This is a genomic window from Bradyrhizobium sp. B025 (assembly GCF_042257955.1).
GTDB lineage: Bacteria > Pseudomonadota > Alphaproteobacteria > Rhizobiales > Xanthobacteraceae > Bradyrhizobium > Bradyrhizobium diazoefficiens.
In genome coordinates this window covers 8,085,997-8,100,189 of sequence record NZ_CP170150.1, presented here as the reverse complement: position 1 = coordinate 8,100,189, position 14,193 = coordinate 8,085,997, and the positions used below count along the sequence as shown (strand labels likewise).

Sequence of the window (14,193 nt, the reverse complement as noted above, 5' to 3'; positions counted from 1 at the left end):
GCGCGCCAATAGCGCACGCAAGACGGCGTTGGTTGAATCAGGGGTGCGATCGGCGGACGCGCTGTTCCGGGGAGCCCGACGGACTTACGGTCCCTCGGGATATCGCTGGGCGCGACCATAACAGGCTGGCGGAACAGGTCAAAGGCGACCTTTGAGGTCAAAGGCGACCTTTGGTCCGACCCTTGCCTACTCGCTCGGCAGGATCGCGATCGAGATAAAATTGTCCCTGACGCCGCTGACCTGGAGCACCAAGGGCTGCGCCGACAGCTCGTATTTCATGGTCTTGCGGATGCCGTCGCAATCGGTCGCGCCGCTGAAGGCCACGGGCTTGAGGACATGCCCGTCCTGCACCACGTCGACCCAGGCGCCGGCCGACAGGCTGATCGTGTAGAGCCCGGCTTTCGTTGTCTTGATGTCGGTGAAGCCGGCAAAGGTGCCGTCCTTTGGCGCCCGCTCCGGCGGCGTGGGCAGCTTTGCTTCGCTCGGGGCAACCAGCCCCAGCGTAATGGCCGATGACGGCAGCGCAGCCTGTTCGCTCCCCGAAGCGAGCTTCGCACGGTCCGGCGCCGTCAGCGCGGCGCGCTCGCGCTCGATCGGCCATTTGAACTTGTCGCAGCCGCTCGGCTCTTCGGCGGCCGGCGCGGAGGTCGCACCGAGCGTGAGCGCGGCGAGGAAGGTGAGGATGCGCATGTCAAATCTCATCGTTGGCCACGCGAAAGACGCGGGGCTTGCGGTCAGGCTTGTTGAAGAACGGGATGCGCGTCCCGAGATGCCGCGGGCTTACGGCGCGGCGGCAGGCCGATACTAGCGCATTTGGCTGGTGCGAACCAATCAACTCGTTCGTCAGCCCGGGCCGCGCGCCCCAATCACCACTGTCGTCCCGGACAAGCGCAGCAAAGCGGAGCGCAGATCCGGGATCCATAGCCACAGGCGGGTGTGGTCACGGGGGTTCTGAGTTGCCAGCTCGCGCCACAACCACTCCCTGTGGTTATGAGTCCCGTGCTCGCTTCGCGCCCCGGGACGACGGCGGAGAGCGTTACGGTTTCGCATCCGCCGCGTGCAGCACTGCCTTGCAGGCCGCCGGCATTTGCGCCAGCGTCATCGGCGGTTTCGGTTTTGGCGGCTCCGGCGGCGGCTTGGGGTGCAGCACGGCATCAGAGAACCAGTAGGCGAGATCGGCCTCCTTGCAGCCTTCGTCCTCGGACTGCGACGGCTGGCCCTCGCATTCGCCGGCGCCCGGCGGGCAGCGCATGCGGATGTGGAAGTGATAGTCATGGCCCCACCATGGCCGGATCTTCGACAGCCAGGAGCGGTCGCCCTTGGCCTCGCGGCACAGCGCCTTCTTGATCGCGGCATTGACGAAGATGCGCTGCACCGCCGGCTCCTGCGCGGCGTCGCGCAGCACCAGCACGTGGGACGGCGTGAACACCTTCGGGTCGATGTCGAGCCGGTCCTGCCGCACCATCATCACCGCGGACATTTCCTCGCGCTCCTCGCGCGAGAGCCGATGGTCGGGCATCGGCGTCAGCCAGATGTCGGAATCTAGGCCGATCTGATGGCTGGCATGGCCCGACAGCGCCGGCCCGCCGCGCGGCTGGGCGATGTCGCCGACCAGGATGCCCGGCCAGCCCGCGTCCTTGTGCGCCCTTGCCGCGAGCCGCTTGATCAGCGCGATCATCTCGGGGTGGCCGAAATTGCGATTGCGCGACAGCCGCATCACCTGCCAATTGTCGCCGTTCAGCGGCATCCGTTCGGCGCCGCCGATGCAGCCCTTGGTGTAGGAGCCGATGACATGCGCCGGCCCCTTCGAGGGCAGCAGCTTTCGCGCGAACAGCTCCTTGGCGCCGATGCTGGGATCGTTGGGGTTGGCGAGCGGCGGCAGCGGCTTTGGGTTCACGCTGCCCTTGTCCTGGGCCAGCGCGCCGCCGGCGGTCAGGAGTGTCGCGAAAACCAGGAGAGGGACGAGGCGGCGGGGACTCATGCTGATCACCTTATAGCCCAACGCTGCGTCAGGGTTAAGAACTAGGCTTTCGACCGGCCGCCGCCTCACGGTGTCTTTACAGCCGCGGTCCGGCCCCGACACCATGCTGGCCGGACAAAAAGCTGCGGGGCTTTGGTCATGAACCGGCAATGTGCACGGCTCGCGATGCGGGTCGTGACTGCGGCGTTTGTGCTGGCGGGATGTTGCGTAACGCCGGCGCGGGCCGACCTCAGGGTGGACATCGACAAATCGTCACAGCGCATGTCGGTGCGTGTCGACGGCGCGCCGCGCTACAGCTGGCCGGTGTCGACGGGCCGCAGCGGCTACGGCACGCCGAGCGGCACCTTCCATCCGCAGGCGATGATGCGGCGCTATTTTTCGCGCAAGTACTACAATTCGCCGATGCCGCACGCGATCTTCTTCCATTACGGCTTCGCCATTCATGGCACGACCGACATTTACCGCCTGGGCGGGCCGGCCTCGCATGGCTGTGTCCGCCTGCATCCCGCGCATGCGGCCGCCCTGTTCGCGCTGGTCCAGCGCGAGGGTGCGCGCAACACGACGATCCGTATTTCCAACTAGACCATCACAAAGTCGCATGCCGGCCAGCCGATTCTTAACGGCCCGATAACCGTATCCTGCATTGACCAAAATTCGTGCGCGGCGCGAGGAATAACCGCGGTCGGCATGCAATCGCGCGCGATTTCGGAAATGATTCAAGCGCGCGCGCAATTTTGCGTCAGCGCGCCGTCCGATTGCGACGGCGAAACGGGTTTGCTGCGCCCGCCGAGGCTTTCACGCCTCGCAAACAGGCACGGCTGCGGGTGCATGCGAGCCGCGGGGCCGGCGAAGATTACTTTTTTTTCAGACACTTGCCCCAAGACTGCCTCAAGACTTGCGGCCGCAGGGCGCGACTGGGACATGTGAAGTTGAGTTTGGGGTCTCGAAAACCAGGAAAGCGAAAGCGCAACGTGCGTGCTGCGGCCGGCGAGCGGCCGCGCAAGCCGCGTTTCGCGCGCGCCTCGCATCGGCCCGCCAGGCACGACGAACTCGTGCAGAGCCGCGCGGAAGCCGAAGCGGCCATCATCGAGGCGCGCAAATCGCACGAACGGCTGCGCCAGGCCGTCGAGCTGCTGCCGCAGGGCATCGTGATTCTCGACCCCGAAGGCCGCTACGTTCTCTGGAACAAGCAGTACTCCGAGATCTACAGCAAGACCGCCGATCTGTTCGCGGAGGGCGCGCGCCTCGAAGACACGCTGCGCGTCGGCGTCGCCCGCGGCGACTATCCGGAAGCCGCAGGCCACGAGGAAGAGTGGATAGCCCGGCGGCTGGAGAAGCTCTATCAGCCGGGCGCACGTCACGAGCAGACGCTGTCGGACGGCCGTGTCATCCTGATCGAGGAGCGCCGCACCGACGACGGCGGCGTCGTCGGCCTGCGCGTCGACATCACCGAGTTGAAGCAGCGCGAGGCCTCGTTCCGCCTGCTGTTCGACGGCAATCCCGTCCCCATGATCGTCTGCGCGCTCGACGACGAGCGCATCCTCGGCGTCAACGACGCCGCGGTCGCCCATTACGGCTATAGCCGCACCGAGTTCGAGAAGCTGAAGATCCGGTCCTTGCAGGCCTTCGACAGCGAGCCGCCCTGGACCACCGACCGCTCCAGCGACGAGCAGGCCGCGCGCACCTGGAAGCACGTCAAGGCCGACGGCGCGCTGATCGACCTTGCGATCTATTCGCGCGAATTGACCTATGCCGAGCGGCCCGCGGTGCTGCTCGCGCTGATGGACATCACCGAGCGCAAGCGCGCCGAGGCGCGGCTGGCCTTCATGGCCCAGCATGACGGGCTCACCGGCCTGCCGAACCGCAACCTGCTGCGCCAGCAGGTCGACGAGATGCTGCTGCACACGCGCCGCAGTTCCGAGAAGGTCGCGGTGCTGATGCTGGGGCTGGACAATTTCAAGGCGGTCAACGAGACGCTGGGACACGCCGTCGGCGACAAGCTGTTGCGCGGTGTCGCCAAGCGGCTGCGCTCCACCTTGCGCGAAGAGGACGCTCTGGCGCGGCTCAATTCCGACGAGTTCGCGATCGTGCAGAGCGGGCTGACCCGTCCCGAGGACGCGGTGATGCTGGCCAAGCGCCTGCTGGAGGCCATCGCCGATCCCTATCTGCTCGACGGCCATTCCGTGGTGATCGGCGCCTCCATCGGCATCGCGATGGCGCCGGCCGACGGCGACGATTCCGAAAAGCTGCTCAAGAGCGCCGACATGGCGCTGTCGCGCGCCAAGCTGGACGCGCGCGGCACCTTCGCCTTCTTCGAGGCGGCGCTGCATGCGAAAGCGCAGAGCCGGCGCAAGATCGAGGTCGAGCTGCGCGACGCGATCCAGAACGACGTGTTGCGGCCATACTACCAGCCGCTGATCGACCTCTCGAGCGGCCGCATCACCGGCTTCGAGGCGCTGGTGCGCTGGCCGCATGCCGAGCGCGGCATGGTCTCGCCGGCGGAGTTCATCCCTGTCGCCGAGGAAACCGGCCTGATCAATCCGCTCGGCGGCTTGATGCTGCGCCGCGCCTGCCTCGACGCCGCGACCTGGCCCGACGACGTCCGCGTCGCCGTCAATCTGTCGCCGCTCCAGTTCCGCAGCGGCAACCTGCTCTCGATGGTGACGGACGCGCTGAAACATTCCGGCCTGCCGCCGCGGCGGCTGGAGCTCGAGATCACCGAGACGCTGCTGTTGGAGAAGAGCGCCCAGGTGCTGGCGACGCTGCATGCGCTGCGCGCGCTCGGGGTACGCATCTCGATGGACGATTTCGGCACCGGCTATTCCAGCCTCAGCTACCTGCGCAGCTTCCCCTTCGACAAGATCAAGATCGACCAGTCCTTCGTGCGCGATCTCGGGGCCAACCGCGAGGCCCAGGCGATCATCCGCTCCATCGTCAGCCTCGGCAAAGGTCTTGGCGTCACCATCACCGCCGAAGGCGTCGAGACCGAGGCCGAGCTGAGCTGCCTCAGGGCCGAAGGCTGCGACGAAGGCCAGGGTTTTCTGTTCAGCAAGGCCCGCCCCAATATCGAGATCATCAGCCTGCTCGCCGCGCAGCGCGGCATCGATGCCGCCGACGAGGAAGACGCCGCGATGGTGGCGTGATCGTCATGCTCCTCCGGCCATTCTTCGCAGCTCACCGTGAATTCCCAATGTAAGGGACGCGCCACTCTCTCGGTTAACCTCTCCGGCTTGCGGGAGAGGTCGCGCCGAAGGCGCGGGTGAGGGTTCTCTCCTCTTGGGGGTTCTCGATTCTGGAGCCACCCTCTCCCCAACCCTCTCAGCGCGAGCGAAGCTCGTCGCGACCCCGCAAGCGGGGGAGGGAGCGCACCGGCCTTGCGGCTATCTCTCCGCCTCAATTGCTCGCCAAAAGTGCCTTCCCCACATCCTCGTAATGCGTGTCGCGCGCCTGGATCTGCTGCGCGATGGCGTGCATGTCGCGGAACCGCCGTTCGAACGGATTGCTGCGGAACACGGCCGTGGCGCCGGCCATGTGGTAGGCGGCGTCCACCACCTTGGCCGACTGGTGGATGGTCCAGGTCGCGGCGAGGCGAACCGCGCTGCGATGCGTCGCGCTGAATTCACCGGTCGCGCTGAGATCGCGCCACATCGCGTTTGCGGTCGCATGGAGATAGGCGCGCGCGGCGCGAAGGTCGCCCTCGGTGCGGCCGATCAGGCCCTGGACCGACTGGTTGTCGCGCATGGCGCTTGCCGCCAGCGACTGGTGCTTGCCGCGCGCCAGTGCGATCGCCGCATCCAGCGTGGCGCGCGCGACGCCGAGCGACACCGCGGCAAAGCCGAGGCTGAAGGTCGAGCCGGTGCCGATCCTGTAGAGCGGTCCCTTCTCGCGCAGCGCCGACGGCACGTCACGGAACGCGGTGAAGCGCTCGGGGATGAAGAGGTCGCTCACCTCATATGAATCCGTGCCGGTGCCGGCGAGCCCGATCGCCTGCCACACGTCGTGCAGCACGGCGCTCTCTGCCGGAAACAGGATGGTGCGCACCTCCGGCGAGCCGTCGGCATTCTTGCGCGACACGCCGTCCGCGCTGGCGATGCGGACATGCGCCCCCAGCCAGTTCGCCTGCCGCGAGCCCGAGGCAAAATCCCAGCGCGCGGTGACGCGATAGCCGCCCTCGACCGCGCGCGCCTCATGGGCGATCGCACCCCAGGCGAGGATGCCCGGCTGTGTGTTGAAGATCTCGTGCGCGGTGTCGTGATCGAGCGAGGCCGCGATCATCGCGCAGACGCAGCACTGGCCGAGACACCAGGCCGTGGAGGCGTCCGCCTTCGCGATCTCCTCCAGCATCTGCATGAAGCCTTCGATCGGAACCTCGGCGCCGCCAAGGCTCTGCGGCAGCAGCGCGCGATAGAGCCCGTTCTCGACCAGCGCTGAAACGACGGCCGGCGTCAGCCTCCGCGTCCGCTCGATCTCGTCGGCCTCGCCCGCGATCAGTGGTGCGATGGCCCGCGCCCGCTCAACCAGGCCAAACCCGCGAGTTGCGTTCATCTGCGTTTCCTCGCCCATTCTGCCGTGAGCGGTAAGACAAGCGATGGTGGTCTATTTGGCAGGGAGGATCAAGATTGCCCGCGCTCGCTCGCCCCAGGGCGAGGTCGGTTGCGGTCCCGGAACGCCATCGCCTGCTGCTCAGCCGTTCGGCAGCCACCACCCGAAGATCGCGACGACGAGGCACGCCAAGAGGCAGATGGCCTGATGGCCCATTTCTATCCAGTACTGGACCGGCGCGGTGTCCCTCTGGAAAACCTGCCGCGACCAGTCCAGCAGCCAGACCACGAGATCGGGACTGAAGGCCCTGATTTTCCGGTCGGCATAGCCATAGCGCAGCATGCGCCCGCAATCGACGCACAGATAGATCGCGACGATTCGGGCGACGATCTCACACAGGAAAAACTGCATACAGGCACCCGCTTCATCCGTATCGCGCATCCATCTGCGAGAAACGGCGGCTATTGCAGCGGCACGACCTTGTTTGGTGTAGCCGGACTTGCGGCCGGTTCAATCGCGTCATGGCGAGCTTCCGCGTCTTCGTCTACGATCCATCGAGCGAGTTTTGGGAGATGCCGGGATGCGAACCATTGGCCTGATCGGAGGCATGAGCTGGGAGAGCACCGCGCTCTATTACAAGCTGATCAACGAGCGTGTCCGCGACCGCATGGGCAAGCTGCACTCGGCCCCGTTGCTGATGTATTCCTACGATTTTCAGGAGATCAAGGAGATGCAGTACGCCGGCCGCTGGCAGGAGGCCGCAAGCAGCCTCGCCGAGGTCGCGCTGCGCCTGGAAAGCGCCGGCGCGCGGGCGATCGTATTGTGCACCAACACGATGCACAAGCTGGCGCCCGAGATCGTGGCGAAGCTGACCATTCCCTTCATCCATATCGGCGACTCAACGGCACAGCGCATCCGGTCCAAAGGATACCGGCGCGTCGGGTTGCTCGGCACGAAGTTCACGATGGAGGAAGACTTCTACATCGACCGGCTGCGCGCGCATGATCTCGACGTCCTCGTTCCTCCCGCCGAGGCGCGGGCCGACGTCAACCGCATCATCTACGACGAGCTGTGCCTTGGAAACGTCGCCGCCCCCTCGCGTTGCCGCTATCGGGAGGTGATGGCGGCGCTGGTCGCCCGTGGTGCCGAGTGCATCATCCTCGGCTGCACCGAGATCACGATGCTGGTCGGGCAGGGCGACTCGACAGTCGAGACCTTCGACACGACGGCGATCCACGCCGAGACAGCGGCTGATTTCGCGATCGGATGATGGATGTCTCGGTGGCGCAGAATTCGGCCGACGTCGGCGGTGGGCCACATGCTGACACCGTCTACCCGTAATGATAGCATGCCTCCGTCACCGGTCTGCGAGGTTGTTCTCATAAACGCACACAAACAAAGATGTGTGAGGAGACAAGTACGATGAATTGGGGAGCACTCAGCAAGCCCCGCGGTTGCCGGGGGCTTTTCTTGCCTGTCATTCTCGCCTCCGCGCTCTGGGCGCCCCTGGCCTGCGCACAGGACGTCCGAAGCTTTCCCGGCGAGGCGGGACCGGTCTTTTCGGAGAGCGGCCCCGATGCCGAGCTCTACGGCGCGGCGTCCGGCTATCCGGTCGGCACGCGGGGGACCACCACCCAGATCGACAAGCTCGTCGGGGTCTACAGCCATTTCGGCGAGATCTATCCCTCGCGCCTGATCGGTCGGGCGACGGCGCCCTGGCAGTTCAAGCGCGCGCCGGAGCCAGCGATCGCCTACAGTTTCGGTACGGAACGGCTGAGCATCGCGGATTACCTCAAACGCAACCCGGTGACGGGACTCCTGATCGCCAGGGACGACACAATCCTGTACGAGCACTATCAATATGCGCGGACCGACCACGATCGCTTTCTCTCGCAGTCCATGGCCAAGACGCTGGTGGGCATGCTGGTCGGGATCGCAGTCTCGGAGGGACGGATCAAGTCGATCGACGACCCCGTCTCGACCTACGTCTCCGGCCTTGCGGGAACGGAATATGGAAACACCTCCATCCGCGCCCTGCTGAACATGTCGTCGGGCGTCGAATTCTCCGAGGTCTATGACGGGCACGATGACATAGCCCGGCTTGGGCGAGCCCTGTTCGTTGAAGAGCCGAAAGATCCCGCCGCCGTCGTCGCACAATTCAATACAAGAACCGCACCGCCGGGGACCCGATGGCACTATGCCAGTGTGGAAACCGAGATCTTGGGCCTGGTCCTGCGCTCCGCGACGGGCACGCCGGTTGCCGACTATCTCCACGACCGGATCTGGGATGCCATCGGCACCGAAGCGGATGCCTCATGGGCGATCGACGGCAGCGGGCAGGAGATTGCCTTTTGCTGCTTCAACGCAACCTTGCGCGACTATGCGCGCCTCGCCCGGCTGCTCGCGCATGACGGCGCCTGGGAAGGTCGTCAGTTGATCCCCCGGCAATGGCTGCTGGATGCCACGACGGTCAGGCCAGACGACGGTCATCTCGCTCCGCGCGTGGCCACACCCTATTTCGGCTACGGCTATCAGGTGTGGCTCCTGCCCGGCGAGCAGCGCAGATTTGCCCTGCTCGGCATCCGCGGTCAGGTCATCCTGGTCGATCCGGCCTCGAAGCTCGTCATGGTGCACACCGCCGTTCGCCAGAAGCCGTCCGAACCGGGAGCCCTCAGGGAGCCGCTTGCGTTGTGGTCCGCCGTGCTTCAACAGCTCGGGCAATGATCTGACAGCGCCTTGGACCTCATGACCGCGCATTTGCTCGCCCTTCAGTGTGACGGGTTTGCTTTTTCTGGACATTCACGACACGACCATGTCGGCACGGGCCGGTCTCGATCGTCCTTGGTCGGACCCCGCACACGTCAGTGATGCCGTCACCCGTCAAAATCGAACCAGGAGCAATATTCATGAGGATCACCGTCGAAACCACCGTGGCAGCCCCCATCGACCAGGTCTGGCGTGCCTATACGACGCCTGCCGACATCGTGAAGTGGAACGCGGCGTCCGACGACTGGCATACGACCAAGGCGACGGTCGACCTGCGCGAAGGCGGCGTCTTCTCGTCTCGCATGGAGGCCAAGGACGGCAGCATGGGCTTTGACTTCGCCGGCACCTACACCAAGATCGTTGAACACAAGCGGATCGAATACGCGTTCGGCGATCGAAAGGCCGAGGTCGAGTTCGTGCCGGGCTCGAATGGCATTGTCGTCCGCGTTGTCTTCGATAGCGAGCCGACCCACTCGGTCGAGCAGCAGCAAGGCGGCTGGCAGGCGATCCTCGACAACTTCGCGCGATACGTCGAAGCGAAGCAGAAGACGTCGTGAAGCCGCGCGGGGGCACGAGATGGAGGTCCCTGACGGGCGTCGTCGGCTTTCCGGGCGGAGCACCTGACAGGAACTGAACAGTCGGGGAATAGCCGGCTTGGGGGCAACCGCGTCGGTTTACCCCTCAGCCGGCGACCTCCGGCTTGCGCCGGGCTCCGGACAAGCCGCTGCGTTGCGCTCGCCGGCGCGATGGCCAAGAGCCGACGAGGCGCTGTGTCACCGCTTTAGGAAAGGCGGACACTGGCTTTCCGTACACCCGATCATCGAGAGTTGGAACGAAGCGCTCACTATCCAGGGGAAATCTCTTTCATCGCCGCAAATCTATCCCCGTCGCCTCAATTGCAGACTTCCCGGGTCCCTTCAGCGACCGTCACGCCCTGCCCGGACCTTGCATAGCCGAGCTTGCATCCCGGACGTACTGGGCGGCATCCCGCCGCATTGCAAACCATCTGGCCGGTGCTCTGCGGCTTGGTCGGTGCCGATTCAACCTGCTTGCGCTGCTCGTCTCGTCCCTTTGCATTCTCGCGCGCGGCCGCGGGTTTCCTCTCCGGGATCTTCTCGCATTCGTTGTCGTCATTGACGCGGGAGCCGGCACGGCATGTGATCTTGACGCAGGCATCGCCGTCGGCCCTGAAGCCATGGTCGCACACCAGCGGGCAGACCCGGCCCGGCTTCGCCTTGATGGCGTCGAGCGCGTCGAAGCTGGCGAGCCTGGCGTCGAGTTTCGTTCCGGCATACTTGTTGAACAGCGTCAGCGAGCGCTGTGACGTCGCATTCCAGTCACCGTCAGCCGACGCAGTCAGGCACCCGACCCGGCGCAATTCCGACTGCACCGATTTCGCGACCTCCAGGGGTGGCATGGCAGGCTGCGCCGACGGCGGCGCGAGCGCCGCGACCTTCTGTTCGCCACCCGCGCCTGCCGGCTTCTCGGCAGCCTTTTTCGCCGCCAGCTCTGCGGCGGCTTTCTCGGCAGCGGCTTTGTCGGCGGCCTGTTTGTCCGCAAGAGCCTTCTCGGCTGCCTGCTTGTCGGCGAGCGCTTTGGCTGCTGCGGCCTCGGCCTCTTTCCTGCGCTGCTCGGCCGCGGCGGCCTTGGCCTCTTCGACCTGCTTGGCCTTCTCAGCCGCAATCCGCGCATCTTCGGCGGCCTTGGCGGCTGCCGCCGCCCTATCTTGCTCCGCCTTCCTGGCCCGCTCCGCCGCAAGCCGCGCTTTCTCGTCTTCGGCCTGCCGCGCCTTATCGGCGGCGGCGGCGCGCGTCTCCTCTGCTGCGATTCGGTTCAATTGCCCCTTGGCCAGGCTGGCGTAGAACCCGTCGGCATACTTCGCGAGGAAAGCCGTCCAAACCTCTCTCGTGCCGATCTGCAGAGCCAGCTCATAATCCCGACGGACGGCGTCATCGGGACTCGCCTGAGGCCCGGATGCGGCTGCCGGCTTGGCCTGGACCAGGGGGACGTCGTCACCGCCCAGCGAACCATAGACATACGGCTCCTGCTTGTAGCCGGTGTTCTTGAGGACATCGTCGCGCACGAAGCCGAAGGCCTTGCGCAGGTCGAGGCCCGGTGTGGGCAGACGCTCGACGAGCGCGGCCGCGAACGGGCTGTTCTTCGAGTCGCCATCGGAGGCGGTCGAGCCCGCCTTCGCAGCGTAGGCGATCATGGTGTTCGAACTGGTCGGCTCGACCTTGGCAAGACCACGTCCGATAGCGCGGGCGGCAACCGTGCGCTTCATTGTCTTGGCAAAGGGATTGTCGCGGCAGGCGTCGAGAATGACGAGGCGGAGCTGTTTGGCCGGTTCGATGGCAAACAACACTCGGTCGAGCGGAAACGCCTCGTCGAACACGTCGTTGTCTGTTTCCAGGGCAGCATCGGTCGGGATCAGGTAGTTGTTGCCGTCCAGCTCGATCCCGTGGCCGGCGTAATAGATGACGGCGACTTCCGCCTCGCGAGCCTTGCCTGCAAACTCGCGAAGCGCCTTGCGCATATCGACCACGCTGAGGTCGAGCTTGACGTCGACGCTGTCGAACCCGGCCTTCTTGAACATGCCACCGACCAGGGCGGCATCATTCACCGGGTTCGCAAGCCTCGGCACGCTCTTGTAGGCCGAATTGCCAATAACGAGCGCGACGCGGCGCTCGGCGTGCGCCGAACCGCAGGTTAGCCAGACGACAAATAACAATGAAAACCAGCGAAATGCGCCCATCGCAGCCCCGAACATCACGTGCGCAGCGTATGCGGAGCCTGCCGAAAGGCAAGTATTGGATCTGTGATGTTGATCACTCAGGCCTTCGGCATGTTGCCTCCGGTGCCTCCTGAGGGGCGCCCGCGTCGCACCCGCTGCCATGATGCCATCATGCCCCTGTTTTGCCCGACGGGTCAAATCGATTTCGTAAAATCGAAAATTCGAAAAGCGCAATGCCGACAAGGGGCCGGCTACTGTGCATGGGGTTGTTTTCGCGGTTTTTGTTTTCCGGCCACGGATGGCCGGGCCTGACCAGTCTCGTTACGTCAAAACTGGTCCGGGCAGCAGCCTCAGCTATCCACCTTCAGCGCGGCAATGAAGGCTTCCTGCGGGATGTCGACCTTGCCGAACTGCCGCATCTTCTTCTTGCCTTCCTTCTGCTTCTCCAGAAGCTTGCGCTTGCGCGTGATGTCGCCGCCGTAGCACTTCGCGGTGACGTCCTTGCGCAGCGCGCGGACCGTCTCGCGGGCGATCACCTTGCCGCCGATCGCCGCCTGGATCGGGATCTGGAACATGTGCGGCGGGATCAGCTCCTTCATCTTCTCGACCATGGCGCGGCCGCGCCCCTCGGCGCGGGTGCGGTGGACCAGCATCGAGAGTGCGTCGACCGGCTCAGCATTGACCAGGATCTGCATCTTGACGAGGTCGGCCGGCTTGTAGTCGGTGAGATGATAGTCGAACGAGGCGTAGCCCTTGGAGACCGACTTGAGGCGGTCGTAGAAGTCGAACACCACTTCGTTGAGCGGCAGATCGTATTTCACCATCGCGCGGGCGCCGACATAGGTCAGCTCCTTCTGCGCGCCGCGGCGGTCCTGGCACAGCTTCAGCACGCTGCCGAGATATTCGTCGGGCGTGAGGATCGTCGCCTCGATCCAGGGCTCCTGGATCTCCTCGATCTTGACCACGTCGGGCATGTCGACGGGATTGTGGATCTCGAGCTCGGTGCCGTCGGTCAGCTTCATCTTGTAGATGACGCTCGGCGCGGTCGCGATCAGGTTGAGATCGAACTCGCGCGACAGCCGCTCCTGGATGATCTCGAGGTGCAAGAGGCCGAGGAAGCCGCAGCGGAAGCCGAAGCCGAGCGCCGCGGAGGTTTCCATCTCGAACGAGAAGCTGGCGTCGTTGAGGCGCAGCTTGCCCATCGCGGCGCGCAGCGTCTCGAAATCGTCGGCGTCGACCGGGAACAGGCCGCAGAACACCACCGGGATCGCCGGCTTGAAGCCCGGCAGCATTTCGGTGACAGGCTTCCTGTCGTCGGTGATGGTGTCGCCGACGCGGGTGTCGGCGACTTCCTTGATCGCGGCGGTGATGAAGCCGATCTCGCCGGGGCCGAGCTCGTCGACCTGCGTCATCTTCGGCGTGAAGAAGCCGACGCGCTCGACGTCGTAGGCGGCGCCCGTGCCCATCATGCGGACGCGGCTACCCTTCTTCATGACGCCGTCGACGACGCGGATCAGCACGACGACGCCGAGATAGACGTCGTACCAGCTGTCGACCAGCAGCGCCTTCAAGGTCGCATCGCGGTCGCCCTTCGGCGGCGGCAGGCGGGTGACGATGGCTTCCAGCACGTCGGGCACGCCGAGGCCGGTCTTGGCCGAGATCATCACCGCGTCCGAGGCGTCGATGCCGATGACGTCCTCGATCTGCTGCTTGACCTTCTCGGGCTCGGCGGCCGGCAGGTCGACCTTGTTCAGGACCGGAACGATCTCGTGATTGTTGTCGAGCGCCTGGTAGACGTTGGCGAGCGTCTGCGCTTCGACGCCCTGGCTGGCGTCGACCACCAGCAGGGAACCCTCGCAGGCCGCCAGCGACCGCGAGACTTCGTAGGCGAAGTCGACATGGCCGGGCGTGTCCATCAGGTTGAAGATGTAGTCCTTGCCGTCCTTGGCGCGGTAGGCGAGCCGAACCGTCTGCGCCTTGATGGTGATGCCGCGCTCGCGCTCGATATCCATGGAATCGAGCACCTGCTCCTTGCCCGCCATTTCGCGGTCGGTGAGGCCGCCGGTCATCTGGATCAGGCGGTCGGCCAGCGTCGATTTGCCATGGTCGATATGGGCGACGATGGAGAAATTGCGGATGTTCGAAATGGGGACGGTCGTCATGGGCGCGG

11 protein-coding genes are annotated in these 14,193 nt (G+C 65.3%); 5 read left to right on the top strand and 6 right to left on the bottom strand.

Translation table 11 applies throughout. The features are described from left to right. Nucleotides 1-186: 186 nt before the first annotated feature. Together ACE10W_RS38235 and mepA are read right to left on the bottom strand one after the other, a co-directional pair. Complete coding sequence (locus tag ACE10W_RS38235) at nt 187-690, bottom strand: hypothetical protein (RefSeq protein WP_304549183.1); 504 nt, start codon at nt 688-690, stop codon at nt 187-189. 346 nt (nt 691-1,036) lie between these two features. Further along, nucleotides 1,037-1,981, bottom strand: coding sequence for a penicillin-insensitive murein endopeptidase (mepA, locus tag ACE10W_RS38230; protein ID WP_304549181.1), 945 nt, complete (start codon nt 1,979-1,981; stop codon nt 1,037-1,039). Between the two features lie 138 nt (nt 1,982-2,119). Here mepA and ACE10W_RS38225 point away from each other — a divergent pair, with 138 nt between their 5' ends. Both ACE10W_RS38225 and ACE10W_RS38220 read left to right on the top strand, forming a co-directional pair. Next, nucleotides 2,120-2,563 (top strand): L,D-transpeptidase, encoded by a 444-nt coding sequence (locus ACE10W_RS38225; protein ID WP_074077627.1) that lies wholly within the window; start codon nt 2,120-2,122, stop codon nt 2,561-2,563. Between the two features lie 389 nt (nt 2,564-2,952). Beyond that, nucleotides 2,953-5,124 carry a bifunctional diguanylate cyclase/phosphodiesterase gene (locus ACE10W_RS38220; protein ID WP_304549178.1) on the top strand — a complete coding sequence of 724 codons (2,172 nt, stop codon included), beginning with the start codon at nt 2,953-2,955 and terminating at the stop codon, nt 5,122-5,124. Between the two features lie 250 nt (nt 5,125-5,374). On the opposite strand, the gene ACE10W_RS38215 is transcribed toward ACE10W_RS38220, so the two are convergent. Together ACE10W_RS38215 and ACE10W_RS38210 are read right to left on the bottom strand one after the other, a co-directional pair. Continuing rightward, on the bottom strand, nt 5,375-6,526 hold the full coding sequence (locus ACE10W_RS38215) for an acyl-CoA dehydrogenase family protein (protein ID WP_304549177.1): 1,152 nt from the start codon (nt 6,524-6,526) through the stop codon (nt 5,375-5,377). Nucleotides 6,527-6,664: 138 nt separating this feature from the next. Then, a complete protein-coding gene (locus ACE10W_RS38210; protein ID WP_161532453.1) occupies nt 6,665-6,964 on the bottom strand; it encodes a hypothetical protein in 300 nt (99 codons plus the stop codon). Between the two features lie 139 nt (nt 6,965-7,103). On the opposite strand from ACE10W_RS38210, the gene ACE10W_RS38205 reads away from it, so the two are divergent. From ACE10W_RS38205 to ACE10W_RS38195, 3 genes are all read left to right on the top strand, one after another. Further along, the gene (locus ACE10W_RS38205) at nt 7,104-7,793 is read left to right on the top strand and encodes an aspartate/glutamate racemase family protein (RefSeq protein ID WP_304549176.1); all 690 of its coding nucleotides are present in this window, start codon (nt 7,104-7,106) and stop codon (nt 7,791-7,793) included. 200 nt (nt 7,794-7,993) lie between these two features. Beyond that, a complete protein-coding gene (locus ACE10W_RS38200; RefSeq protein ID WP_304549174.1) occupies nt 7,994-9,247 on the top strand; it encodes a serine hydrolase in 1,254 nt (417 codons plus the stop codon). Nucleotides 9,248-9,429: 182 nt separating this feature from the next. Then, nucleotides 9,430-9,846, top strand: coding sequence for an SRPBCC family protein (locus ACE10W_RS38195; RefSeq protein ID WP_304549171.1), 417 nt, complete (start codon nt 9,430-9,432; stop codon nt 9,844-9,846). A 335-nt stretch (nt 9,847-10,181) separates the two neighbouring features. On the opposite strand, the gene ACE10W_RS38190 is transcribed toward ACE10W_RS38195, so the two are convergent. Together ACE10W_RS38190 and lepA are read right to left on the bottom strand one after the other, a co-directional pair. After that, nucleotides 10,182-12,044: a caspase family protein gene (locus ACE10W_RS38190; RefSeq protein ID WP_304553928.1), complete on the bottom strand. Its 1,863-nt coding sequence runs from the start codon at nt 12,042-12,044 to the stop codon at nt 10,182-10,184. Between the two features lie 329 nt (nt 12,045-12,373). Continuing rightward, nucleotides 12,374-14,185 (bottom strand): translation elongation factor 4, encoded by a 1,812-nt coding sequence (lepA, locus tag ACE10W_RS38185; protein WP_028175920.1) that lies wholly within the window; start codon nt 14,183-14,185, stop codon nt 12,374-12,376. Between the last annotated feature and the right edge of the window lie 8 nt (nt 14,186-14,193).

Excerpts from the sequence above, each read along its gene's own strand:
- ACE10W_RS38210 (WP_161532453.1), bottom strand. The coding sequence starts at position 6,964 with ATGCGCGATACGGATGAAGCGGGTGCCTGTATGCAGTTTTTCCTGTGT.
- lepA (WP_028175920.1), bottom strand. The coding sequence starts at position 14,185 with ATGACGACCGTCCCCATTTCGAACATCCGCAATTTCTCCATCGTCGCC.
- ACE10W_RS38225 (WP_074077627.1), top strand. The coding sequence starts at position 2,120 with ATGAACCGGCAATGTGCACGGCTCGCGATGCGGGTCGTGACTGCGGCG.
- ACE10W_RS38190 (WP_304553928.1), bottom strand. The coding sequence starts at position 12,044 with ATGGGCGCATTTCGCTGGTTTTCATTGTTATTTGTCGTCTGGCTAACC.
- mepA (WP_304549181.1), bottom strand. The coding sequence starts at position 1,981 with ATGAGTCCCCGCCGCCTCGTCCCTCTCCTGGTTTTCGCGACACTCCTG.
- ACE10W_RS38215 (WP_304549177.1), bottom strand. The coding sequence starts at position 6,526 with ATGAACGCAACTCGCGGGTTTGGCCTGGTTGAGCGGGCGCGGGCCATC.
- ACE10W_RS38235 (WP_304549183.1), bottom strand. The coding sequence starts at position 690 with ATGCGCATCCTCACCTTCCTCGCCGCGCTCACGCTCGGTGCGACCTCC.
- ACE10W_RS38195 (WP_304549171.1), top strand. The coding sequence starts at position 9,430 with ATGAGGATCACCGTCGAAACCACCGTGGCAGCCCCCATCGACCAGGTC.
- ACE10W_RS38205 (WP_304549176.1), top strand. The coding sequence starts at position 7,104 with ATGCGAACCATTGGCCTGATCGGAGGCATGAGCTGGGAGAGCACCGCG.